The organism is Rhizobium sp. 01L410, from assembly GCF_056400165.1.
In genome coordinates this window covers 140,222-162,786 of the sequence record NZ_JBFTST010000009.1, presented here as the reverse complement: position 1 = coordinate 162,786, position 22,565 = coordinate 140,222, and the positions used below count along the sequence as shown (strand labels likewise).

The 22,565-nt window shown below is 61.2% G+C and carries 30 protein-coding genes and 1 pseudogene; 19 read left to right on the top strand and 12 right to left on the bottom strand.

Annotation, left to right across the window (positions count from 1 at the left end):
• Positions 1-10: 10 nt before the first annotated feature.
• Positions 11-895 (top strand): 4-hydroxy-tetrahydrodipicolinate synthase, encoded by an 885-nt coding sequence (gene dapA, locus AC1DV9_RS20420; protein ID WP_112390787.1) that lies wholly within the window; start codon positions 11-13, stop codon positions 893-895.
• Positions 896-1,007: 112 nt separating this feature from the next.
• Entirely contained in the window at positions 1,008-1,487 is a 480-nt protein-coding gene (gene smpB / locus AC1DV9_RS20415; protein ID WP_112390788.1) for an SsrA-binding protein SmpB, read from the top strand.
• 135 nt (positions 1,488-1,622) lie between these two features.
• Here smpB and AC1DV9_RS20410 read toward each other — a convergent pair whose 3' ends face one another.
• Positions 1,623-2,204, bottom strand: a complete 582-nt coding sequence (locus tag AC1DV9_RS20410) for a LabA-like NYN domain-containing protein (protein WP_112517113.1) — start codon at positions 2,202-2,204, stop codon at positions 1,623-1,625.
• Between the two features lie 293 nt (positions 2,205-2,497).
• Between AC1DV9_RS20410 and rpoZ the strand changes: the two genes are divergently transcribed.
• The 13 genes and pseudogenes from rpoZ to AC1DV9_RS20345 all read left to right on the top strand — a co-directional run bounded on the left by rpoZ (position 2,498) and on the right by AC1DV9_RS20345 (position 12,881).
• Positions 2,498-2,902, top strand: coding sequence for a DNA-directed RNA polymerase subunit omega (gene rpoZ / locus AC1DV9_RS20405; protein ID WP_112390789.1), 405 nt, complete (start codon positions 2,498-2,500; stop codon positions 2,900-2,902).
• A gap of 141 nt (positions 2,903-3,043) precedes the next feature.
• Positions 3,044-5,278 carry a RelA/SpoT family protein gene (locus AC1DV9_RS20400; protein ID WP_112390790.1) on the top strand — a complete coding sequence of 745 codons (2,235 nt, stop codon included), beginning with the start codon at positions 3,044-3,046 and terminating at the stop codon, positions 5,276-5,278.
• Positions 5,279-5,443: 165 nt separating this feature from the next.
• Positions 5,444-5,593 (top strand): DUF3563 family protein, encoded by a 150-nt coding sequence (locus tag AC1DV9_RS20395; RefSeq protein ID WP_112390791.1) that lies wholly within the window; start codon positions 5,444-5,446, stop codon positions 5,591-5,593.
• 144 nt (positions 5,594-5,737) lie between these two features.
• The gene (locus AC1DV9_RS20390; protein WP_112390792.1) at positions 5,738-6,328 is read left to right on the top strand and encodes a DUF2062 domain-containing protein; all 591 of its coding nucleotides are present in this window, start codon (positions 5,738-5,740) and stop codon (positions 6,326-6,328) included.
• A 25-nt stretch (positions 6,329-6,353) separates the two neighbouring features.
• Complete coding sequence (acpS, locus tag AC1DV9_RS20385; protein WP_112390793.1) at positions 6,354-6,758, top strand: holo-ACP synthase; 405 nt, start codon at positions 6,354-6,356, stop codon at positions 6,756-6,758.
• A gap of 115 nt (positions 6,759-6,873) precedes the next feature.
• Positions 6,874-7,617 (top strand): signal peptidase I, encoded by a 744-nt coding sequence (lepB, locus tag AC1DV9_RS20380; RefSeq protein WP_477949833.1) that lies wholly within the window; start codon positions 6,874-6,876, stop codon positions 7,615-7,617.
• Positions 7,614-8,333 (top strand): ribonuclease III, encoded by a 720-nt coding sequence (gene rnc, locus AC1DV9_RS20375; RefSeq protein ID WP_112390795.1) that lies wholly within the window; start codon positions 7,614-7,616, stop codon positions 8,331-8,333. The genes lepB and rnc overlap by 4 nt, the downstream gene beginning before the upstream one ends.
• 7 nt (positions 8,334-8,340) lie before the next feature.
• Positions 8,341-9,282: a GTPase Era gene (era, locus tag AC1DV9_RS20370; RefSeq protein WP_112517110.1), complete on the top strand. Its 942-nt coding sequence runs from the start codon at positions 8,341-8,343 to the stop codon at positions 9,280-9,282.
• A gap of 26 nt (positions 9,283-9,308) precedes the next feature.
• Positions 9,309-9,445: pseudogene (locus tag AC1DV9_RS20365) on the top strand (endonuclease domain-containing protein); the annotation flags it as partial.
• Positions 9,446-9,598: 153 nt separating this feature from the next.
• The gene (locus AC1DV9_RS20360) at positions 9,599-10,351 is read left to right on the top strand and encodes a Crp/Fnr family transcriptional regulator (protein WP_112390880.1); all 753 of its coding nucleotides are present in this window, start codon (positions 9,599-9,601) and stop codon (positions 10,349-10,351) included.
• A 232-nt stretch (positions 10,352-10,583) separates the two neighbouring features.
• A complete protein-coding gene (locus AC1DV9_RS20355; RefSeq protein WP_112537558.1) occupies positions 10,584-10,943 on the top strand; it encodes a response regulator in 360 nt (119 codons plus the stop codon).
• Positions 10,944-11,009: 66 nt separating this feature from the next.
• Positions 11,010-11,780 (top strand): DNA repair protein RecO, encoded by a 771-nt coding sequence (recO, locus tag AC1DV9_RS20350; RefSeq protein ID WP_477949832.1) that lies wholly within the window; start codon positions 11,010-11,012, stop codon positions 11,778-11,780.
• A gap of 105 nt (positions 11,781-11,885) precedes the next feature.
• Positions 11,886-12,881 (top strand): aldo/keto reductase, encoded by a 996-nt coding sequence (locus AC1DV9_RS20345; RefSeq protein WP_477949831.1) that lies wholly within the window; start codon positions 11,886-11,888, stop codon positions 12,879-12,881.
• Here AC1DV9_RS20345 and AC1DV9_RS20340 read toward each other — a convergent pair.
• Together AC1DV9_RS20340 and AC1DV9_RS20335 are read right to left on the bottom strand one after the other, a co-directional pair.
• The gene (locus tag AC1DV9_RS20340; protein WP_112517104.1) at positions 12,878-13,735 is read right to left on the bottom strand and encodes an MOSC domain-containing protein; all 858 of its coding nucleotides are present in this window, start codon (positions 13,733-13,735) and stop codon (positions 12,878-12,880) included. The two genes, AC1DV9_RS20345 and AC1DV9_RS20340, sit on opposite strands and share 4 nt — an antisense overlap.
• A gap of 15 nt (positions 13,736-13,750) precedes the next feature.
• Complete coding sequence (locus AC1DV9_RS20335; RefSeq protein ID WP_477949830.1) at positions 13,751-14,395, bottom strand: HD domain-containing protein; 645 nt, start codon at positions 14,393-14,395, stop codon at positions 13,751-13,753.
• Between the two features lie 265 nt (positions 14,396-14,660).
• Here AC1DV9_RS20335 and AC1DV9_RS20330 point away from each other — a divergent pair, with 265 nt between their 5' ends.
• On the top strand, positions 14,661-14,972 hold the full coding sequence (locus tag AC1DV9_RS20330) for a hypothetical protein (RefSeq protein ID WP_112390823.1): 312 nt from the start codon (positions 14,661-14,663) through the stop codon (positions 14,970-14,972).
• 113 nt (positions 14,973-15,085) lie between these two features.
• Complete coding sequence (locus tag AC1DV9_RS20325) at positions 15,086-15,601, top strand: superoxide dismutase family protein (protein WP_112390824.1); 516 nt, start codon at positions 15,086-15,088, stop codon at positions 15,599-15,601.
• A gap of 6 nt (positions 15,602-15,607) precedes the next feature.
• Here AC1DV9_RS20325 and AC1DV9_RS20320 read toward each other — a convergent pair whose 3' ends face one another.
• The 9 genes from AC1DV9_RS20320 to AC1DV9_RS20280 all read right to left on the bottom strand — a co-directional run bounded on the left by AC1DV9_RS20320 (position 15,608) and on the right by AC1DV9_RS20280 (position 21,314).
• Entirely contained in the window at positions 15,608-16,183 is a 576-nt protein-coding gene (locus AC1DV9_RS20320; protein ID WP_477949829.1) for a hypothetical protein, read from the bottom strand.
• A 54-nt stretch (positions 16,184-16,237) separates the two neighbouring features.
• Entirely contained in the window at positions 16,238-17,149 is a 912-nt protein-coding gene (locus AC1DV9_RS20315; RefSeq protein ID WP_112517101.1) for a mechanosensitive ion channel domain-containing protein, read from the bottom strand.
• Positions 17,150-17,210: 61 nt separating this feature from the next.
• A complete protein-coding gene (locus tag AC1DV9_RS20310) occupies positions 17,211-17,699 on the bottom strand; it encodes a tyrosine phosphatase family protein (RefSeq protein WP_477949895.1) in 489 nt (162 codons plus the stop codon).
• Positions 17,700-17,740: 41 nt separating this feature from the next.
• On the bottom strand, positions 17,741-18,313 hold the full coding sequence (locus AC1DV9_RS20305) for a YfbR-like 5'-deoxynucleotidase (protein ID WP_112390826.1): 573 nt from the start codon (positions 18,311-18,313) through the stop codon (positions 17,741-17,743).
• A gap of 26 nt (positions 18,314-18,339) precedes the next feature.
• Positions 18,340-19,179 carry a CAF17-like 4Fe-4S cluster assembly/insertion protein YgfZ gene (ygfZ, locus tag AC1DV9_RS20300; protein WP_477949828.1) on the bottom strand — a complete coding sequence of 280 codons (840 nt, stop codon included), beginning with the start codon at positions 19,177-19,179 and terminating at the stop codon, positions 18,340-18,342.
• 80 nt (positions 19,180-19,259) lie between these two features.
• Positions 19,260-20,021, bottom strand: coding sequence for a hypothetical protein (locus AC1DV9_RS20295; RefSeq protein ID WP_477949827.1), 762 nt, complete (start codon positions 20,019-20,021; stop codon positions 19,260-19,262).
• Between the two features lie 14 nt (positions 20,022-20,035).
• A complete protein-coding gene (locus AC1DV9_RS20290; protein ID WP_112390884.1) occupies positions 20,036-20,293 on the bottom strand; it encodes a hypothetical protein in 258 nt (85 codons plus the stop codon).
• Between the two features lie 100 nt (positions 20,294-20,393).
• On the bottom strand, positions 20,394-20,852 hold the full coding sequence (locus tag AC1DV9_RS20285; protein WP_477949894.1) for a TIGR02301 family protein: 459 nt from the start codon (positions 20,850-20,852) through the stop codon (positions 20,394-20,396).
• Between the two features lie 36 nt (positions 20,853-20,888).
• Entirely contained in the window at positions 20,889-21,314 is a 426-nt protein-coding gene (locus tag AC1DV9_RS20280) for an NUDIX hydrolase (protein WP_477949893.1), read from the bottom strand.
• A gap of 93 nt (positions 21,315-21,407) precedes the next feature.
• On the opposite strand from AC1DV9_RS20280, the gene AC1DV9_RS20275 reads away from it, so the two are divergent.
• Positions 21,408-21,728: a YnfA family protein gene (locus AC1DV9_RS20275; protein WP_477942185.1), complete on the top strand. Its 321-nt coding sequence runs from the start codon at positions 21,408-21,410 to the stop codon at positions 21,726-21,728.
• 47 nt (positions 21,729-21,775) lie between these two features.
• Complete coding sequence (locus AC1DV9_RS20270; RefSeq protein ID WP_477949826.1) at positions 21,776-22,537, top strand: SOS response-associated peptidase; 762 nt, start codon at positions 21,776-21,778, stop codon at positions 22,535-22,537.
• Positions 22,538-22,565: the final 28 nt, after the last annotated feature.

Genomic DNA, 22,565 nt, shown 5'->3' with positions numbered 1-22,565 from the left:
GGAGTTCTGCATGTTCAAGGGATCCATTCCCGCCCTCGTTACCCCCTTCACGGATTCAGGCAATGTCGATGAAGCGGCTTTCGCCGCCCATGTCGATTGGCAGATCAAGGAAGGAAGCAGCGGCCTCGTTCCTGTCGGCACGACCGGCGAATCGCCGACGCTGTCGCATGCCGAGCACAAACGGGTGGTGGAACTCTGCATCGAGGCGGCAGCCAAGCGCGTTCCTGTTATGGCGGGTGCCGGATCGAACAACACGCGCGAAGCGATCGAGCTTGCCCAGCATGCCGAAAAGGCAGGCGCGGATGCCGTTCTCGTCGTTACGCCCTATTACAACAAGCCGACCCAGAAGGGCCTGATCGCGCATTTCTCGGCGATCGCCGAGGCGGTCAAGCTGCCGATCTATATCTACAACATTCCGGGCCGTTCGGTCATCGACATGTCGCCGGAGACGATGGGTGCGCTCGCCAAGGCGCATTCGAACATCGTCGGCGTCAAGGATGCGACGGGCAAGATAGAGCGCGTCTCCGACCAGCGCATCACCTGCGGCAAGGATTTCCGCCAGCTTTCGGGTGAAGACGCAACGGCGCTGGGCTTCAACGCTCATGGCGGCGTCGGCTGTATTTCGGTCGTTGCCAATGTGGCGCCGCGCCTCTGTGCGGAGTTCCAGGCGGCAACGCTAGCTGGTGATTACGTCAAGGCGTTGGAATATCAGGACCGGCTGATGCCGCTGCACAAGGCAGTGTTCATGGAGCCGGGCGTCTGTGGCGCGAAATACGGTCTGGCCAAGCTTGGCCGCATGAGCCGCAACGTTCGCTCGCCGCTGGTCGCCTCGCTGGAAGCCGGCACAGAAGCCGCCATGGACGCAGCGCTCCGTCACGCCGGCCTGTTGAACTGAACCAAAGGTGAGGGCGGGCTCGCCCGTCTTCACAAGCACGGGTGGTTCCCCTACATAAGTGGCAGGAAATGAGGGCGCGCCGTCGTGCGCCCCAAGCAGTTGGAATTTCGTCATGGCCCCCAAAGGCAGCCAGCGCATCGTCAAGAAGGTTGTCGCCGAAAACCGCAAGGCGCGCTTCAACTACGAGATCATCGATACCTATGAGGCCGGGCTCATGCTGATGGGCACCGAGGTCAAGGCGCTGCGCGACGGCAAGGCCAATATCGCTGAATCCTACGCATCGGATGAAGGCGGCGAAATCTGGCTGATCAATTCGTATTTGCCGGAATATCTGCAGGCCAACCGCTTCAATCACGAGCCGCGCCGCCGCCGCAAGCTGCTGCTGTCTGCGCGTGAAATCAATCGCTTGCGCTCCGGCATCAACCGCGAAGGCATGACGCTCGTGCCGTTGAAGATCTACTTCAACGAACAGGGCCGCGCCAAGATGGAGCTCGCCCTCGCCAAGGGCAAGAAGCTGCACGACAAGCGCGAGACGGAGAAGGAACGCGATTGGAACCGGCAGAAGAGCCGGTTGCTCAAGGACAATCGCTGATCCTCAGCGCCTTCGGGCCTTGCCCGCGCGCTATAAAGACAATCGGACCGTAATCGAAGATCACGGTCCGATGGAACAAAGTCATCATGGAAGAAGGATGCAGCCGGATCACGCGGGTGAACCGGCCAGCCGACCTTATTCGTCGGTCTCGGCGGCTGCGGGAGCTTCGACCTGCCTCTGCGGCCGCTCGGAAGGATCGCGGCCGATTTCCGCCTTGAGAGACAGAAGATCGATGAAGTGATCGGCCTGGCGGCGCAGATCGTCGGCGATCATCGGCGGCTGGGTTGCCATCGTCGAGATGATCGAAACCTTGCGGCCGCGGCGCTGCAGCGCTTCGACCAGCGTCGTGAAATCGCCGTCGCCGGAGAAGATGACGAGGTGATCGACGGTCTCGGACTGTTCCATCGCGTCTATCGCGAGTTCGATATCCATGTTGCCCTTGATCTTGCGGCGGCCCATGGAGTCGGTGAATTCTTTCGCAGGCTTGGTTACAACCTTGTAGCCGTTGTAATCCAGCCAGTCGATCAGCGGGCGGATCGAGGAATATTCCTGGTCTTCGATCAACGCCGTATAATAGTAAGCACGCAGCAGGTAGCCGCGTTTCTGGAATGCTTTCAGCAGCTTGCGGTAGTCAATATCGAAGCCGAGGCTCTTGGATGCCGCATAAAGGTTGGCGCCATCGATAAAGAGCGCAATTTTTTCCCGTGGGTCGAACATCGCCTGCCAATCCAATTAGAGTAATCCAAATAGTCTCTCGTCAAAAACACATAAAAACAATGGCTTAACTGGCGAGAGGAATAATCCGTAATTTATGAATTATTCATATACAGGAGATTTAGGGCACGATTCGGCATATTCCAAGCAACTATTGGTGGAAATGTCATATTCTCCGTGCGATTTTAACAGGATAGGCCGTAAACCGCAGGCTTACGCACGAAAAACTTGAATTCGCCGGGTTTTAATTGTATCGGGCGTACCAATCCCGAGATCACGACCGCAAAGGACAGGCAATGGCCCGTGTCACAGTTGAAGATTGCATCGACAAAGTAGAGAACCGCTTCGAGCTGGTTCTGCTTGCCAGCCACCGCGCCCGGCTGATTTCCCAGGGTGCCTCGATCACCATCGATCGCGACAACGACAAGAACCCGGTTGTGGCTCTGCGCGAAATCGCAGACGAGACCCTGTCTCCCGACGACCTGAAGGAAGACCTGATCCATTCGCTGCAGAAGCATGTCGAAGTCGACGAGCCCGAGCCCGATCCGGCCAGCCTGATTGCTGCCGGCGGCGTATCGGCTGCCGATGGCGAAGATCAGGACGATCAGCCGGAAACCATCACGTTCGACCAGATGTCGGAAGAAGAGCTTCTGGCTGGTATCGAAGGCCTCGTGCCGCCGGAAAAGAGCGACGACTACTAAGTCGCTGCCTGTCCGGTGCGCCAAATGATTTGACGATTACCAATCGTCAATCTTGCGCCTTTATTGCTACGGCATAATATTGATGATCCGTGCGCCAATCGTTGATTGGCGCGCTTTTATTTTTGTCGGAGTATTTTCGGGATGATGCGTCAGTACGAGCTCGTGGAGCGGGTGCAGAAATACAAGCCCGATGCCAATGAAGCTCTGCTGAACAAAGCCTATGTCTACGCCATGCAGAAGCATGGCCAGCAGAAGCGTGCCAGCGGCGATCCCTACATCTCCCATCCCCTCGAAGTCGCAGCCATTCTGACCGACATGCATCTCGACGAGTCGACGATCGCTGTCGCCCTGCTGCATGACACGATCGAGGACACGACGGCGACGCGCGCCGAGATCGACGAGCTGTTCGGCGAAGACATCGGCCGCCTCGTCGAGGGTCTCACCAAGATCAAGAAGCTCGACCTCGTCACCAAGAAGGCGAAGCAGGCCGAGAATCTACGCAAGCTGCTGCTCGCCATTTCCGACGACGTGCGCGTGCTGCTCGTCAAGCTGGCCGACCGTCTGCACAATATGCGCACGCTCGACCACATGGCCGCCGACAAGCGCGCCCGCATTTCCGAAGAGACGATGGATATCTATGCGCCGCTCGCCGGCCGCATGGGTATGCAGGACATGCGAGACGAGCTCGAGGAGCTCTCCTTCCGCCACATCAACCCGGAAGCCTACGAGACCGTCACCAAGCGCCTGGAGGAGCTCTCCCAGCGCAATGAAGGCCTCGTCAAGAAGATCGAGACGGAACTGCGTGATCTGCTCGTAGCAAACGGCATGGCCAGCGTTTACGTAAAGGGCCGCCAGAAGAAGCCCTATTCGGTCTTCCGCAAGATGCAGTCGAAGTCGCTGTCCTTCGAGCAGCTGTCGGATGTCTACGGTTTCCGCATCCTTGTCGATGAAATCCCTGCCTGCTACAGGGCGCTCGGCATCGTCCACACCCGCTGGCGCGTCGTTCCCGGCCGCTTCAAGGATTATATCTCGACGCCGAAGCAGAACGACTACCGTTCGCTGCACACCACCATCGTCGGCCCGTCCTCGCAGCGTATCGAGCTGCAGATCCGCACCAAGCGCATGCACGAAATCGCCGAATACGGTATCGCCGCCCACACACTCTACAAGGACGGCGCGACGACGCCTGACGGCGATATCCTGTCGCGTGAATCCAATGCCTATTCCTGGCTGCGCCACACGATCGAGGCGCTGGCCGAAGGCGACAGCCCGGAAGAATTCCTTGAGCACACCAAGCTCGAACTGTTCCAGGACCAGGTCTTCTGTTTCACGCCCAAGGGAAAGCTGATCGCCCTGCCGCGCGGCGCTACCCCGATCGATTTTGCCTATGCCGTCCATACCAATATCGGCGACACCACTGTCGGCGCCAAGATCAACGGCCGCATCATGCCGCTGGTGACGCGGCTGGCGAATGGCGACGAAGTCGAAATCATCCGTTCCGGCGTGCAGGTGCCGCCGGCCGCCTGGGAAGAGATCGTCGTCACCGGCAAGGCGCGCGCCGCCATCCGCCGCGCCACCCGCATGGCCATCCGCAAGCAATATGCCGGCCTCGGCCACCGTATTCTCGAGCGCACCTTCGATCGTGCCGGCAAGATCTTCTCGCGCGATGCGATGAAGCCTGCACTGCACCGCCTTGGCCAGAAGGATGTCGAGGATGCGATCGCCGCCGTCGGCCGCGGCGAGATGTCGTCGCTCGATGTGCTGCGCGCCGTCTATCCCGATCACCAGGACGAGCGCGTCACCGTCAAGCCGAGCGGCGACGAGGGCTGGTTCAACGTCCGCAGCGCCTCGGGCATGATCTTCAAGGTTCCGGGCAAGAACAAGGAAGGCGCCGAAGCGGGCCTTCTCGCAGGCGAGCCCGGTGTCGACGCGGTTCCGATCCGCGGTATCTCCAGCAACATCGCCGTCCAGTTCGCGCCGACAGGTGCAGTGCCCGGCGATCGTATCGTCGGCATCATGGAGAAGGGGAAGGGGATCACCATCTATCCGATCCAGTCCTCCGCCCTGCAGCATTTCGATGACCAGCCGGATCGCTGGATCGATGTCCGCTGGGATCTCGACGAGGCCAACAAGTCGCGCTTCATGGCCCGCATCCTGGTCAATGCCCTCAACGAGCCGGGCACCCTTGCAAAAGTGGCGCAGACGGTTGGCGGTCTCGACGTCAACATCCGCATCCTGAACACGGTGCGTGTTGCCGCCGATTTCACCGAAATGACGCTGGATATTGAAGTCTGGGACCTCCGCCAGCTGAACCAGATGCTCGCTCAGCTCAAGGAACTGGACTGCATCGCCACCGTGCGGCGCCTCTACGACTGAGGCGTCTGCACATTTTATGATCGTTTTGTGACCAAAATTGCACGACGATAAGGCCATGTATGCGCAAGGCGCATGGCTGCACTCGTATTAGAGCGTTGGTAATTGTGCGCTGCAGCACCTATCTTCCGTGTCATCAGAGAATGAACGAAAGAAAGAGACAACGCTATGTTTGGTCCTATCAAGAAAATCGCCCGTGCCCTTCGCGCTCCGAGCGCCCAGGAACGTGAAATGGCCTACCTGAACGGTTCGCATGACCGTATTGATCTTGAGTATCGTCAGCGTCAGGTTGACCGCGGTCTGTTCCGCGCCCGTTAATCTGCGAATAATACTTCCGAAATTGTGATGGGGCGCTCAATGTGATGTGCGCCCTGCGCGAAGAGACTGGACGGCGCGGCTGGCGGTAACCGTGATTATTCGCCGCTCTTGTCATGGTGAGGTGCCCTGCACTAAATAGCCGCCATGTTGTTCCGCCGTAGAAAACCCGCAGGATTCCGAGAAAGAATGCGCGAGGCCTTTTGGCCCCGCAAAGGCTTTCTGCGCCCCATGCGTTACTTGAAGATGCGCGTCCTCAGATTGACGGCCTCGCCGCATGCCGTTGCGGCGGGCGTGGCTGCCGGCGTCTTCGTGTCCTGGACGCCATTCATCGGCGTGCATTTCATCATGGCCTTCGTCATCACCTACTTCCTGTCGGGAAGCATGGTGGCAGCCGCACTCGGATGCGCCGCCTTCGGCAATCCGCTGACCTATCCCTTCATCTGGGGCATCACCTGGGAAATCGGGCATCTGCTGCTGGCGCGCAAGGATACGCTGGCCGGCCAGCAGATCGATCTCCACGAGATGTTCCATCAGCTGCATTTCACCGAGCTCTGGCGCCCGGTGCTGGAGCCGATGCTGATCGGCGCCATCCCGCCCGCCGCCGTCACATCCGTTGTGCTTTATATGCTGACATACTACACCGTCAGTGGCTTTCAGTCGCGCCGCCGCACGCGGTTGATGGATCGCGCCAAGCTCCGTCTCGCCATCGCCGAGCATGACGTGCCGACGGTATGACGTCTCGCCCGCAGAAGGACCTTTCATGATCATCGGCATTGGCAGCGATCTCATCGATATAAGGCGCGTCGAGAAATCGATCGAGCGTTTCGGCGAGCGTTTCACAAACCGCTGCTTTACCGATGTCGAGCGGGCCCGCTCCGACCGCCGGGCAAATCGGGCCGAATCCTACGCCAAACGCTTCGCCGCCAAGGAAGCCTGCTCGAAGGCTCTTGGAACGGGCATCGCCCAGGGTGTCTTCTGGAAGGATATGGGCGTCGTCAATCTGCCGAGCGGCAAGCCGACGATGCGCCTGACGGGCGGGGCGGCCGAAATCCTGCAGGCAATGATGCCTGCAGCGCACCGGCCGGTCATTCATTTGACAATAACCGATGATTATCCGCTTGCTCAGGCATTCGTGATCATCGAGGCGCTGCCGGAAGGCATCTGAGCCGCGGCCTGTCGTCGCTTTTAATGTTCGCGCCATTGCCGCCACCGGCCGAAGCCGCTAGAGAGAAGCAACTATAGAATTGCGCCGCTTCGGCGCCTTTGAGGAATAAGACTGCGTGTCCGAAAAAGCCGAAACCAAGCCGAACGCTCTGTGGGAAAACATCAAGGTCATCATCCAGGCATTGCTGCTGGCGATGGTGATCCGCACCGTCTTCTTCCAGCCTTTCACCATCCCGTCGGGCTCCATGATGCCGACGCTCCTGGTCGGTGACTACATCTTCGTCAACAAGTTCGCTTACGGCTATTCGAAATACTCGCTGCCTTTCTCGCCGAACCTGTTCAGCGGCCGCATCTTCGAAAGCGAGCCGAAGCGCGGCGATATCGTCGTCTTCCGCTTCCCGCCGAATCCGGAAGTCGATTACATCAAGCGTCTCGTCGGCCTGCCGGGTGACAAGATCCAGGTGACCAACGGCGTGCTCTTCATCAACGGCAAGCCGGTTCCGAAGGTCGCCGACGGCACCTTCAATTCCGACTATGCGCAGGATCCGGGCCAGGACGTTCCGGTGTTCCGCGAAACGCTGGATGATGGCAAGACCTACGACACGCTCGACCAGTCGCCGGTTTCGCGCGGTGACAACACCCAGGAATTCGTCGTCCCCGAAGGCCACTATTTCATGATGGGCGACAACCGCGACAACTCGCTCGACAGCCGTTTCGACGTCGGTTTCGTTCCGGCCGAAAATCTCGTCGGCCGCGCCAGCGTCATCTTCTTCTCGCTCGGCAACGACACGTCGTTCCGCGAAATCTGGAAATGGCCGTCCAACATGCGTTGGGACCGCCTCTTCAAGGTTGTTGAATGACGAAGGCTCAGACGCTCTCGGCGGCCGACCGTTCCAAGCTTGAAAGCTTGATCGGTCATGAGTTCGCCGAGAAGGGGCGCCTGGACCGTGCCTTGACACATGCCAGCGCCCGGACGCAAAAGGGCGGCAATTACGAACGTCTCGAATTCCTCGGCGACAGAGTGCTCGGCCTCTGCATCGCCGAGCTGCTTTTCAAGACGTTCGGCAATGCTGCGGAAGGCGAGCTCTCGGTGCGGCTGAACCAGCTGGTCAGCGCCGATACCTGCGCTTCCGTTGCTGACGAGCTCGATCTGCATCTTTTCATCCGCACCGGTTCGGATGTGAAGAAGCTGACCGGCAAGCGAATGATGAATGTGCGCGCCGACGTGGTCGAAAGCCTGATCGCCGCGCTCTATCTCGACGGCGGGCTGGAGATCGCCCGCGGCTTCATTCTGAAGTATTGGGAGAAGCGTGCGGTCAGGGCCGATGGTGCCCGGCGCGACGCGAAAACCGAATTGCAGGAATGGGCGCACGCGAAATTTGGCGTGACGCCCCTATATCGTGTTGAAGAACGCAGCGGCCCGGATCATGATCCGCGCTTTACAGTGACCGTTGAAGTGGCCGGTGTGGCTCCTGAAACGGGCGTGGACCGTTCCAAGCGCGCAGCCGAACAGGTGGCTGCGACGAAGATGCTGGAACGTGAAGGTATTTGGCAGAAACCCTCTGCCGGGAATTGACGGAACAATGACCGAAGAAAATGACATCGCGCCTGACGGCGCCGCAGAAACGCATGGCCCGACCCATTCCGGCTTCGTTGCCCTGATCGGGCCGACGAATGCCGGCAAGTCGACGCTGGTGAACCGCCTCGTCGGCGCCAAGGTATCAATCGTCAGCCATAAGGTGCAGACGACGCGTGCCGTTGTCCGCGGCATCGCGATCCACAACAACGCCCAGATCGTCTTCATGGACACGCCCGGTATCTTCAAGCCGCGCCGCAGGCTGGACCGCGCCATGGTCACCTCAGCCTGGGGCGGGGCCAAGGATGCCGACGTCATCATGCTGCTGATCGACAGCGAGCGCGGATTGCGCGGCGATGCCGAGGCCATTCTGGAAGGGCTGAAAGACGTTCCGCAGAGGAAGATCCTGGTTCTAAACAAGATCGACCGTGTCAACCGGGAACTGCTTCTGGCGCTGGCGGCAACGGCGAACCAGACGGTCCAGTTCGACCAGACCTTCATGATCTCGGCCGAGAACGGTTCGGGTTGCGACGACGTGATGAACTATCTCGCCGAGACCCTGCCCGAGGGACCCTGGTACTATCCGGAAGACCAAATCTCCGATCTGCCGATGCGCCAGCTGGCCGCCGAAATCACCCGCGAGAAGCTCTTCCTGCGCCTGCATCAGGAGCTTCCCTATTCGTCTCACGTCGAGACCGAGAAGTGGGAAGAGCGCAAGGACGGCTCGGTGCGCATCGAGCAGGTCATCTATGTCGAGCGCGACAGCCAGAAGAAGATCGCTCTCGGCAAGGGCGGCGAAACGATCAAGGCGATCTCGTCTGCCTCCCGCCGCGAACTCTCCGAAATCCTTGAGCAGAATGTCCACTTGTTCCTGTTCGTGAAGGTGCGCGAGAACTGGGGCGACGATCCCGAGCGGTTCCGCGAAATGGGACTGGATTTCCCGCGATAGGGGGTAGTAGCGGCGTTAAAGGTGAGTTGGCGTTAGTAGCCCCCTCATCCGGCTGCCGCCACCTTCTCCCCGCCGGGGAGAAGGGGACTTGCCTCAACCTCTCTATCCCTTCTCCCCGCGGGGAGAAGGTGCCCGAAGGGCGGATGAGGGGGCTCCGCACGCTCCGCTGGCAGGAAAACCATCTAGCCCCACCCACATCCTTGTTTTTCAATAAAAAATCCCAGCCGTTCGCGGAACAAAACCGCCATCCCGCGCATTGTGCGCCCTGAACGGCGCGCTGGACATGATGCGCCGCTTTTTCGGGCGCAGGGCTGGGATGGCAACGTCAAAACCGACACACTCCTTCAAGACACCGTGCGAGCAGTGTCCCTTGCGGCCCTTGCCGCATTTCCGGGAATTCAGCGGTGACGAACTGGATTTCGTCTCGCGCTTCAAGAAGGGGGAACTGGCCGCCGATGCCGGTGCGACGATCCTCGTCGAGGGCGCCAACAGCGCCCATCTCTTCACGGTGCTTTCGGGCTGGGGCTTCCGCTACAAGTCGCTGGAAGACGGCCGCCGCCAGATCCTGAATTATATCATGCCTGGTGACCTGATCGGTCTGCAGGGCACGATCATGGGCGAGATGCAGCATTCCGTCGAAGCCCTGTCTCCGGTCTCGCTCTGCGTCTTCGAGCGCGATAAGCTGATGACGCTCTATAACAAGCATTCCTCGCTCGCCTTCGACATCACCTGGATCGCGGCGCAGGAGGAGCGCATCCTCGACGAACATCTGCTCAGCATCGGCCGTCGCACCGCGCTCGAGCGCGCCGCCTATCTCGTCGCCTTCCTCTATGAACGCGGCAAGCGGCTCAATCTCTTCAACGGGCGGAAATTCATTCCGATCACTCAGCAGCACATCGCCGATACGCTCGGCCTGTCGATCGTCCACACTAACAAGACGTTGAAGAAGCTTGCCGAGCGGGGGCTGATCCGCTGGCAGGAACGGGGTTGCGAAGTGCTGAACGGCGAGGGGCTGCTGGATATCGCCGGCTGGGAAGGCCTGCCCGGCGGGAAACGCCCTTTCATATAAGCGTTTCAGCAACTATGTCTTTTTTAAATGCAAATCAGTGCTATGGAAAATAAGGTCCGGACATGCCACTTTTTCTCCCGGTTCGCTGTCTTATGGAGCGAACGGGACGTCGGGTTGCAGGCCGAACCGTCTCCGGTGCGGCGAGCACCCGTCCAAGAGGGCATCTGAGGTAAAAATGCGGTTTGATAAGACGGTGCGCGCCGTCAGCGGCGCACAGCGAGGGGCATAAATCATGAACGCAACCCGTGTTCTGGTTCTGGAAGACAGTCTTATCATTGCGATGGAAGCAGAAGACATTCTGCGCGCCGTCGGTGTCGAGACAATCGACATTGCCAACAGCCTGGATCAGGCCATGGAGGCCGTGAACGCCGAGAGCTACGATTTCGCGCTTCTCGATGTGAACCTCGGCGAATCCATGAGCTTCGGCTTTGCCCGCCATCTGAATGACCGCGGCATTCCTTTCGGCTTCGTCAGCGGCTATTCCGACAGCCAGGATTTTCCAGCCGACCTGCAGCAGGTGCCTCTGCTCGTAAAGCCCTTCGACGAAGGCGCGATGCGCGATTTTCTGGACAAGCTCTTTCCGGGCGAATGACGGCTTCCATGACATTTGCGACGCCTTGCTCTAGGATCGATTCCTGAAGTCTGAGGTTTGTTGCCGATGCAATGGCAGGATCATGCGATCGTTCTGGGCGTAAAGCGCCACGGCGAGACAAGCGTCATCGCCGAGGTGATGACGCGCGATCGCGGCCGCCATCTCGGTCTCGTCCGCTCCGGCCGTTCGCGAAGCATGCAGCCGGTGCTGCAGCCGGGCAATGAAGTCGATGTCATCTGGCGCGCGCGTCTCGACGAGCATCTCGGCGAATTCAGGATCGAGCCGCTGCAGCTTCGCGCCGCGCGGCTGATGGAGAGTGCCACCGCCGTCTACGGCGTGCAGGCGATGGGTGCATTGCTGCGCCTGCTGCCCGAGCGTGATCCGCATCCGCATCTCTACGACGCGCTTGAGGTCATTCTCGACAATCTCCACAATCCCGCCGATGCCGGCGAGCTCTTCGTTCGCTTCGAACTCGCGGTGCTGAACGACCTCGGTTACGGCATCGATCTCAGCGAATGTGCGGCGACCGGCGTCAAGACCGATCTCGCCTATGTCTCGCCGAAATCCGGCCGCGCCGTCTGCCGCGCAGCAGGCAGGCCCTATGCCGACAAGATGCTGCTGCTGCCGTCGTTTCTGGCGGGCGAGGGCAATCACGCCGCCGATTACGACAATCTTGCCGCCGCCTTCCGCCTGACCAGCTTCTTTCTCCACCGCCATGTCTACGAGCCGCGCGGCATCGAGGCGGCATCGGCCCGGGACGGTTTCATCCAGTCGGCACTGAAGGCGATCAACGCCTCGGCAGCAGCCCTGCCGCCGGATGGCAAACTCTCCGCCTGAAGCGCGGTTTTTCACCGGTGAAAGATATGCTGCGGATTTGACGGTTTACCACGCCGCTCTGGCTCCCTATCTCTTCGGCAACGGCAGATGGTGGAGGAAAACGATATGCTGACCAAACTTGACAACACGACCGCGATCACTCTCTGGAACGGACGTGATATTCCGCGCCTCGGCATGGGCTGCTGGGCGATCGGCGGGCCGTTCTATGCCGGCGATGTCCCGCTCGGCTGGGGGGAGGTGGACGACGACGAATCGATTCGTGCCATCAACCGTGCGGTCGATCTCGGTATCCGCTTTTTCGATACTGCCTCGAATTACGGGGCAGGGCATTCCGAGGAGGTGGTCGGCCGTGCCATCGGCAATCGCGACGATATCGTCATCGCCACCAAGTTCGGCCATGCGACCGACAAAAAGACCAGGCAGGCGACCGGCGCTTTTGCCGACCCGGCCTTCATCCGGCAATCGGCGGAAACCTCGCTGCGTCGCCTGCGCCGCGAGCGGCTGGATCTGCTGCAGTTCCATCTGAACGACTTTCCGCTGGAAGCCTCAGACGAGGTGTTCGAGACACTCGAGACCCTGAAGGCCGAGGGCAAGATCGACGCTTTCGGCTGGAGCACCGACTATCCGGACCGGGCGGCCCGCCATCTCGATCGCAACGGCTTCGTCTCCGTGCAGCATACGATGAATGTCTTCGAGCCGGTGCCGGAGATGATCGCGCTCATCGAGAAGAACGGCCTGATCTCGATCAACCGCGGCCCGCTGGCCATGGGGCTGCTCAGCGGCAAGTTCACGCCGGGCAAGACTGTCGGCGAAAAGGACGTCCGCGGCGCAAGCCTCGACTGGATGATCTATTTCAAGGACGGAAAGATCGCCCCCGAATTCGCCGCCCGTCTCGCCGCCGTCAGAAATCTCCTGACCGATGGCGGCAGGACGCTGACGCAGGGCGCGCTCGCCTGGCTCTGGGCCCGCTCGCCCCGCACCCTGCCGATCCCCGGTTTCCGGACGGTCGCCCAGGTCGAGGAAAATGCCGGCGCCCTGGCGAAGGGCCCGTTGCCATCAGATGTGATGAGCAGGATCGACGAGGCGCTCTCCGGCCTCTAGGCGCGGTTGCGCACCTTGAAGGCCCAGCCTTCCGGCCGTTCCTCGATCACCGTCACGGTGTCGCCGATGGCGATCGTGCCGGTGCCGCGCGGCGTTGCGTTCCAGCCGAACAGCGGCCCCGGTACGCGCCGGTCCGCCGACATGCGCACACGGCCCATCGCCGGCATCGGGTTCGGCACGTCGCGCGAGCCGGTGACCTGGTCCTGGGTTGTCATGATGCAGCGGGCGCAGGGCTTGACGAGATCGAGCCTGATGCCGGCGATCTCGATCGCCGCCCAGCGGTCCTCGGGCCAGGGTTCGTCGATATCGATGACGATGTTCGGGCGGAAACGCTCCATGCCGATTTCGCCTTCCGCATGGCTGGCCAGATCGGCATTCAGCGCCTTCAGCGATCCCGTCGTCGTCACCAGGATCTGATAGCCGTCGGCAAAGGTCACCGGCGTGTCCGGCCCGGCCCATTCGGGGCTGGCGATCCGCTCGGCGGCGGCGTCGAAGAACACCAGCTTGACCTCGCGCCCCAGCCACTCTGACAGCCTGCTGTTGCTCCCGTCATCGGCAACGGCGGCATTCACGGGTGTCTTCCAGATGACGACATCCATCCGCCTGTCCGGTTGTGGCGGCGGAACCGCGATCTCGCCCTTGCCATCCATCAGCAGACGGAACGCTGCGGCTTCCGGGCGGACATCGATGCGCGCCAGATCCTGCAATTCGCGCTGGGTGATGCATTGTCCGTCAGCGTCCGTGATCATCGCCCGCCGGTCGCCCGGCAGGCCGAATGCGTCGATCGCAGAAGAGGGAAGCGCAATGCCCCTGGCGCTCTTGAGCGGGTAGATGAAGAGATCGCTGACCTGCATGCTGTCTCCTGAAGCCTAGATTTCGTCCATGAAGTCGGCGAGGAAATCACGCAACCGCTTGTCGCGTTCCGCCGCCAGCCCGCGTCCGGCTCCGGTCTGGAAGCCGTCGGCCAATTTGAACAGTTTGGTCTGGAAATGGTCGATTGCATAGCGCTTGTCGTCGAGCGGGCGCCCTTTGGCGCCGGGGTCGAAGGGGTCGTAGAGCCCGGAGACCATGCGCCCGGCGATGTAGAAACAGCGGGCAGCGCCGACAGCACCGATCGCGTCGAGCCGGTCGGCATCCTGCAGCATCTTCGCTTCCAGCGTCTCGGGCGTCACGTTGGCGGAGAAGCTGTGCGCGGTGATCGCATGGGCAACGGCTGCGATATCCTCTGCCGTCCAGCCAAGCTTCTGCAGGATCCCGGATGCCTTCTGCGCCGCGAGCGCCGAGGCCTTGGAGCGGAGCGGCGAACTCTTCTCGACGGCGACGCAATCATGCAGCAGCACGGCAGCGGCCAGAATGCGCGCATCGCCGCCTTCGCTCTTCTGGATGCGCATGGCGTTCTTGAAGACGCGCAGCACATGCGCCAGATCATGCGAACCGTCGTCGCCCTCGGTGGCAAATGGAATAAGCTCAGCCGCAAGGCTCTCGAAGGGGGCAAAGGCTTCGGCCTGATGCATTCTCGTCACCGCAATTGTTGGTATGGAGGCCCGGAATAGGGCTTCGGGCAGAGAGTTGCAATGCGCCTTTCGCATGAGGGGCGAAGCCGTGGAAAACCCGGCGCCGGGATCACCTCTGAACGCTTTGTCAACCTTCCTTAATGGGAAGTTAACAGCTTGTTGACCCGACTCACTATTCGGGGTATCCCCGGGACCAGTTCGATTTTCCCCATTTGTATTGCGTACAGACAGCACCGAAGAATTAAGGCGGTGGACGGAGGTTTGTATGGCCCAAGTTACATCTGTTTCAGACACGGCATATGCCTATTTGGCAACGCTTTCCCGGCTCGACACGAATGGCGACGGCGTTTTGAGCCGTGGCGAACGTGCAGCTGACGAGAAGCCTGGTATTCTCGCTGAACTGAGTGAAGAGCCGAAGCATGAGCCGCGCTCGACAGCAACCGACAATGTTCTTGCCCTGATGATGGGCATGCGTACGACCGGTACCGATATGACCTTCGCGGCATCCAATGATGATGGTTCGCCCGATCTCTATCGCAGCACCTACGGCCAATACGATCTCGATATCGCCTCCTGAGGCGTACGGAGATTGTATTCACGAAGCCGGCCATTTGGCCGGCTTTTGTTTTTGCCGGAACCCCTTCGGCAGTGAGGCGTTGGACAACGACAGCCAAGCGGAAGGGAACCCTCATGAAAACGACCATTGTCATTGCTGCGCTGACGCTCGCAGCACCAGCCTTCGCCGCCAATGCGCAGGACAAGCAGACCGCGACCGCCAATTTCGTCGACGGCAAGGGCAAGGAGAGCGGCCGGGCAACGCTGACCGCCGCCGCCAATGGCGGCGTGATGCTCGAAGTCGAGGTCTCCGGTCTGCCCGCCAATAAATGGGTCGCCTTCCACGTCCACGAAACCGGCAAATGCGACGCCGCCACCCATCACGAATCGGCCGGCAAGCATTTCAACCCGACAGATGCCGAACACGGCTTCCTGGCGGCAAAGGGTCCGCATGCCGGCGATATGCCGAACCAGTATGTCGGTCAGGACGGCATCCTTCGCGCCCAAGTCTTCGACAGCATGGTGACGCTGGATGGCAAGAAGGACGGCATCCGCGGGAGGGCGCTGATGATCCACGCAAATTCGGATGACTATCGCAGCCAGCCGTCGGGCGATGCGGGCGAGAGGCTGGCGTGTGGGGTGATTAAATAATCTCCCTTATCCGTAATAATACCGCTCCGCATACCAATCGGCCGATGCCATCGGCTTTTCCTGCGCCACCCAGCGGGCGATGTCGCTTTCCTCCAGCAGTTCCGACGTCATCTGATCTTCCAGCCCGACGAAGATCAGGTTGGTGTTTTCCCTGAGCCGCGGGTCGCGGGCGAAGCCCATCTTGCTGTCGTTGGACGTGTGTAGCAGGTTCATCCTGACGTAGAAGAATTCCGGGTGGTAATCCATCTCGCTCGCCTCGGTGAAGGCATGGGCGACTTCGATGACCGATTTCTGCGGCCCGCTATAGGCGGTGATTGCTTCGTTGAGCCCGAAGGTCGCGCCATAGAGGCCGACCGATTGCGCCGGGATGACGCTGACCTCGCCGCTGACGAGGTCGATCTGCTGGCCCGAAAACCCGGCGCTGGTGCCATCGAGCGCACCGCGGAAGAAATAGGAGAACTGGCCGCGCGTCAGATAGATCGCCTGCCAGCGAAACCGCACATACTCGCCGGAATCGCCGGTCAGCCCCTTGAGCGTCTGCAGGCTTTGCAAAAATGTATCGCGGTAGTTCGGCAGTGGCATCGATCAATCTCCTTGGAAGATTAACCGGCAGCGAGTCAAAACGTTCCGTTCGCGCTATGGCCTAGACGGCTGGTTCTTGGCCGCTGCGCGTCTGCTCGGACCTGTTGTCTTCTCCTCGACAGGAGCGGCTTCGGGAAGCGCGTTGCCATTGGCCGCCGTCACCGGCAGCAGATGGCCGCCTTCGTCGAAACTGAGCTTGATCCGCTTCACCATATCGCGGCTGAGCAGCCACCAGTCGCCGGTCTTTGCCCAGTAGCGCAGCGTCACGCTGATCGTCGCGCCGCCGATCGTATCGACGAAAGCGCTGGGTGCAGGCGATTTCAACACACGCGGATCCTGCTTGGCCAGGGACACCAACCGTTCCATCGCCGCATCCAGGTCGTCGGCATAGGCGACCGCGACCTTCACCTCGTTCTGGCGCGTCGGTTCGCGGCTGTAATTGGTGATCGGCGTGTTCCAGAGAATGGAATTCGGCGCCAGCCTGTAGAGCCCATCGCCGGTCTTGAACTCCGTCGCAAACAGGCCGATCTCACGAACTGTGCCGGAGATGCTGCTGGTTTCGATATACTCGCCCACCCGGAACGGCCTGAGGATCAACAGCATGATCCCCGCGGCGATATTCTGCAGCGTGCCTTGCAGCGCCAGCCCGATGGCCAGACCGGCAGCGCCGAGTGTGGCGATGATCGAGGCCGTCTGCACGCCGAACTGGCCGAGCACGGTGATGAAGACGAGGATGAGCAGCGCATAGCGCAGCACATTGGTGAAGAAGCGCGCCAGCGTTTCGTCGATGCCGCGAACGCGGGAAATCCCCTCATAGGCCCAACGGCTGAGAAAGCTCGCCATCGCCCAGCCGACGATCAACAGAATGATCGCGCCAAGAATCGAAAAGGAATATTGGACTGCGAGCGCGCTTGCCTGGCTGAGCGCCGTGCGCGTTGCGACGATGACGTCTGTTGCCTGTTCCATGCCTGCTGTCATACCTCGAATTTCCATTGCCCTTCGCTAGATGGGGCAGGGTACCGGGGCGTCAACCAGTTTTATGAGGGGCAATGGACAGCACGAAAGGCGCGTTGCCGTCGGCATCGGCGCCGCGGCCGATGGCGCGAACGGCGGAAATCAGCCTGCCATCGCGCTTCAGCAGCCCGTCGCCGATCTCGATGATCCGGGTATTCGGCGTCGCATGGGGCGAGGCGGTGCGCAGCCGCTGAACAAGCTCCCGGTCGTCCTGATCGGGCACCCGCGCAAGGGCGGCAACGAGTGCTGCGGCAGGCGAGCGCGACACGCCCATCCAGCAATGGACAAGCAGCGGCGCGCTCTCATCCCAACCGGCGGCGAAATCGATGATCTTCTGCACATGGGCCTCATCGGGCGCGACCAGATTGCCGGTGCCCTTGAAGGCGATATCGTTCATGTGCAGCAGCAGATGGCGGTCGGCGGCGATGACGCCTGGCCGGTGAAAGGCCTGTTCCTTGGCCATCAGGCTCACCATCTCGCGGGCGCCGTGGCGCACCGCCATCTCGGCGATCCGCGAGAGCGGTGAAACGACGATATGGGGCGTCACGGCCTGGCGCTCCGGAGAGCTTCGATCGCCTCGAACCGTTCGCAGAACAGCCGCTGCGCCTCGACCGCCGGAAGCGGCTCCATCGGTAACATCTCGCGGGTAATCCCGCGCGGCTGGCCGAAGAATTTTTGCGCCTCGGCTGGTGTGAAGCCTGCCAGGCAGGTGGCCTCGAAATAGGCGGCGATCGTGTCGGCCTTCTTGATCTTGTCCTTCAGCTCGCGCGAGGGGTGCGGCGGCAGGCCGAAGCGCAGATGAACGGCGGCTTCCAGCCGCTTCTCCACCGTCTTGTAGCCACCGCCGACGACGGATTTGAACGGCGAGATCATGTCGCCGATCACATATTCCGGCGCATCGTGCAGCAGGGCCATCAGGCAGTCGTCGGGGCTCGCTGTATTGAGGCGGCGAAAGATATCCTCGACGGCAAGACTGTGCTGCGCCACCGAAAATGCATGATTACCCGAGGTCTGGCCGTTCCAGCGTGCGACACGCGCAAGGCCGTGGGCGATGTCGCTGAGCTCAACATCCAGCGGCGACGGGTCGAGCAGATCGAGACGCCTGCCGGAGAGCATGCGTTGCCAGGCACGGGGCGGCTTTGTCACGCGCTGGCCTCGTCGGAGGCGGCCGGGAAGGTAAGGCCGGTCCAGGCGGGCAGCGTCAACGACACCGCGGTGTCGCCTGCCATCAGCTGCGTACCCGCAGCCATGGCTTCGCCGGCGCGATCGATACGGACGATGGCAAGGCCGGTCCGGCCGCTGACGGTGCCGAGTGTGCCGACAGGCTTGCCTGCGGCCGTGATTTCCGTGCCCGGTGCTGGGAGGACGCCAGCCGCACTGACGGTCACCACACGCCGGCGCGCGGTGCCGCGGTGCTGCATGCGGGAAACGACTTCCTGGCCGACATAGCAGCCCTTCTTGAACGACAGGCCCCCATTGAGGTCCATCAGCGCGTCATGCGGGAAGATATCCTGCAGCGCGTAATCGGGGCCCGAAGTGACGATGCCATGTGCCGCCCGCAGGGCGTCGTAGAGCAAGGCGTCATCCGCGCCATGCTTGCCCTCGCGGCGACGCAGGGTGATGCCAGCCTTGGCAAAGCGGCTGTCGGCCGCGCCGTCAGCGGTCGCGTCGTCCCAGGAAACGGTCACACCATCGGCCTCGATGGTCGAAAGCGTCACGGCGGCGCGCAGCTTGTACATCGTCAGCCGCTTCACCAGCGCATCATGCTGATCGCGATCGGTCTCGATGATGAAATCCGTGCCGTCGCGCCAGATCATGAAGTCGAACAGAATCTTGCCCTGCGGCGTCAGCAGCGCGCCGGGGCGCGCCTCGTTCGGCGCCATCGAGACGATATCGGTGGTGATCAGGTTCTGCAGAAAGGATTCGGCATCCGCGCCGCCGATGCGGAAAAGCGCGCGGTGCGGGAGAAAGACGGATGGCATGGTGAGACCTGTCGCGTTCGTTGTCGCTCAGAGTTAAGTCTTCCGCGCCGCCGCTGCAAGCGGCGGGGGAGGGCTTGCGATCAATCGCCTGCGGTGAAGAACTTCCACTTGCCGTCAGGCGTGATGCCTAGGCGGTAGAAATTGTAGCCGCCGAATTCCTGCATGTCGGAGAGATCCCCAGCAGTGACGATGCGCAAAAGCTCGACGCGCTCGGGAGGCGTCAATGCCTTCAGGTCCTTCTCGGCGAAATAGGGCCAGACATAGGCTTCGTCGGTCGTTCCTGCGCCCACATGTACGAAGCCAGTGGAGATGACGTCGAGCATGATGGCGAGGATTTCGTCGCCATCAGGGTCGCCGGAGAGATCCTTCAGCGTTCCGATTGGGTCGTCCGTCGGCTCGCCGACAGTCACCTGCGTCTGCTGAGCGCCGGTCCCCATCAACGGGCGAAGCCGCTCCAGATCGCCGGATGCCGCTGCCTCGACGATCTGCTGGCGCATCTTGCGCACCGGCTCCGGCGCCTTGTTGATGTCGTAGATCACCTCGACAGGCTTGGCGTCGTCGGTGGCGCCTGGCGTCTTGTCGGTGCTCTTGCCGGCATTGTCCTTGTTAACAAGCGGATCCGGCATCGGCACGCCCGGCGCCGTTGCCGGCGGGGTCTGCGTCTGCTGCTGTTGCTGGCTGTTTTTCTGATCGGTCGCCTGCGGATCGGGCTGGCCCGGAGCCTTGTGCAGCTCGGAAAGCGCATGCGCCACCGGCGCTGGCAGAACACCGGCACCAACGCATAAAGCAACGAGAAGCGGCGCCATCAGCCGCCGCGGGGCCTTGTCCTTACCGGTTTGCATCGGGCTCTCTAATTCTACTGCAGTCTGCGGTTGGGAGAAAACTCACCAGCAAGCATCCGTTCGCGCAGCGAATCGAGCAAGGCTTCCGCGTTGTTCTCGCCGTGGAGGCGAATCGTCTCGCGCAGGGCATGGATGATGGCGGTGTCGGCAATGATTTCGGGCTCGATACCGTCGGCCATGCCGTCAGCCCAAGCCTCGTTGTGGTACTCCAAAGCCGCCTGCATCTTTTCGTGGACGATCATGTCGTCGATGTCGTTGAGGCTTGGTTCCATTTTCTTTTCCTCGAACTGCATGCCTTACTGCCTGGTTAACAACTCTATCAGCCTTTTCCCAAAACGACACGCGCGGGAGTGAAAACAGGTTAATTAAACGTCAATTTCCAAAACGCGAAGTAATTTCTGTAGCCAGTGTTGCACCTTCGTTACGGTAGCGCTCTTCTGCCACGATCGCGGATGCCGTGCAATCGGTATAGACGGAGGCGAAGGCACGGTATCCACGGTTGAAGGCCGCGGTCAGTCTTTCCTTGCGCTGAGGCTCGTCTTTCGCTTCAGAATCAAGCAGTTGCTGCATCTCATCGCGCCATTCGTCCCCGCCCGGGGCCTTGCACAGCGTTCGCAGATAATGCACCGAACCGATCACTTCGGCAAAGCGCAGCAGCTTGTCGTCATAGGGCACAGCAGCCGGTGGGGGCGGCGGCGCCTCGGGAACCGCAGGCGGTGCCTTCTTGCCCTGAGCCCACACAGGTGCGGACATGGCCGCACCGGCGCATAACAACAGAGACAAGAAAACGCGTCGTACGGGAATCATGCTGATAGTTGATACGCAAGCGATGTCGGGAACAAGGCGCAGCGCCAAGTTTCCACGCGGTTATTGTCGAAGCGCCAGCCGTTCCACGCACTCGAGCACCGATTGCGGAACCGGCAGCCGCCGGATCTCGTCGAGACTGTACCAGCCGATTGCGGCCGCATCGTCGGCAGCTTCCGCAACTGCATCCGCATCTGCCTCCACCGTGAAGACGGAAAGATAGAAATGGCTGCTGATGCTGCCGTCGGGGGCGTGGGTCTTCAGATCATACTCGGAAAACAGCTTCGGATTGCGGGCTGCAATGCCGGTTTCCTCGCGGAATTCGCGAAGCGCCGTCTGATCCGGGGTCTCTCCGGGTTCCGCCCGGCCGCCGGGGAAGGCGTACATGTCGGCAGAGGGGGGATTGCGGCGCAGCACCAGCAGAAACCTGCCGTCACGCTCGAGAATGGCAGAGGATGCCGCCTTGGCCGTCGATGCCGTCTCTGTCATGTCCCAGCTGCTTTCAAGGTTGCGCCCCATGTTCCGATCGCCGAACGTGGATATCAGCCTGAGTACCGGACGTTCGATTCGAAGGAAAGACCGCTGACCTACCTGATCTATGCCTTTGCTGCACTCTTCGAGATCGCCGGCTGCTTTGCCTTCTGGGCCTGGCTGAAAATGGGCAAGTCCGTCTGGTGGCTGGCGCCTGGCATGGTGTCGCTGGCGCTGTTTGCCTGGCTGCTGACACTCGTGCCCAGCGAGGCGGCCGGGCGCACCTTCGCGGCCTATGGCGGCATCTATATCGCAGCCTCGATCCTCTGGCTCTGGCTGGCCGAAAACCGGGTGCCCGATCGCTGGGATATCGGCGGCGCGGCGGTCTGCCTGGCGGGCACGGCGATCATCCTCTTTGCGCCGCGCAGCTGACGCAACCGACCCTTGACCGTCGCCTGACGGGGTGCAAAGACAATCTCATGTGCGGACGCTATGCCCTGACATTGACCCCGGAAGAGCTGCAGGACCTGCTGGGAGTGGTCGAGCTGGAGGACTTTCCGGCGCGCTACAATATCGCCCCGACGCAGCCGATCCTGGTCGTCGTCTCAGGCGAGACGCCGGAGAAGGGCAGCAACCAGCCGGATCGCCGCGCCGTCCTCGTGCGCTGGGGCTTCACGCCTTCCTGGGTCAAGGATCCCAAGCAGTTTCCACTGTTGATCAATGCACGGTCGGAGACGGCGATCGGCAAGGCATCGTTCCGCGCCGCCATGCGTCATCGCCGCGTTCTGGTTCCCGCGAGCGGCTTCTACGAATGGCATCGTCCATCGAAGGAAAGCGGCGAGAAATCGCAGGCCTACTGGATCAAGCCGAAGCATGGCGGCATCGTCGCCTTTGCCGGACTGATGGAAACCTGGGCCTCCGCCGACGGATCGGAAGTCGATACCGGCGCGATCCTCACGACCGCAGCCAATTCGGCGATCGCGCCAATCCACGACCGGATGCCTGTCGTCATCAAGCCGGAGGAATTTTCCCGCTGGCTGGATTGCAAGACGCAGGAGCCGCGCGAGGTTGCCGATCTGATGAGGCCGGTGGAGGAAGACTTCTTCGAAGCGATCCCGGTGTCCGACAAGGTCAACAAGGTTTCGAACATGGGTGAGGACCTGCAGACGCCTGTCGTCCTCGAAAAGCCCCCCAAGCCTGCTGCCGCCAAGCCCGGCGACGGGCAGCTCAGCTTCTTCTGATCTCAAATTCTCTCATTTCCCGGACCAT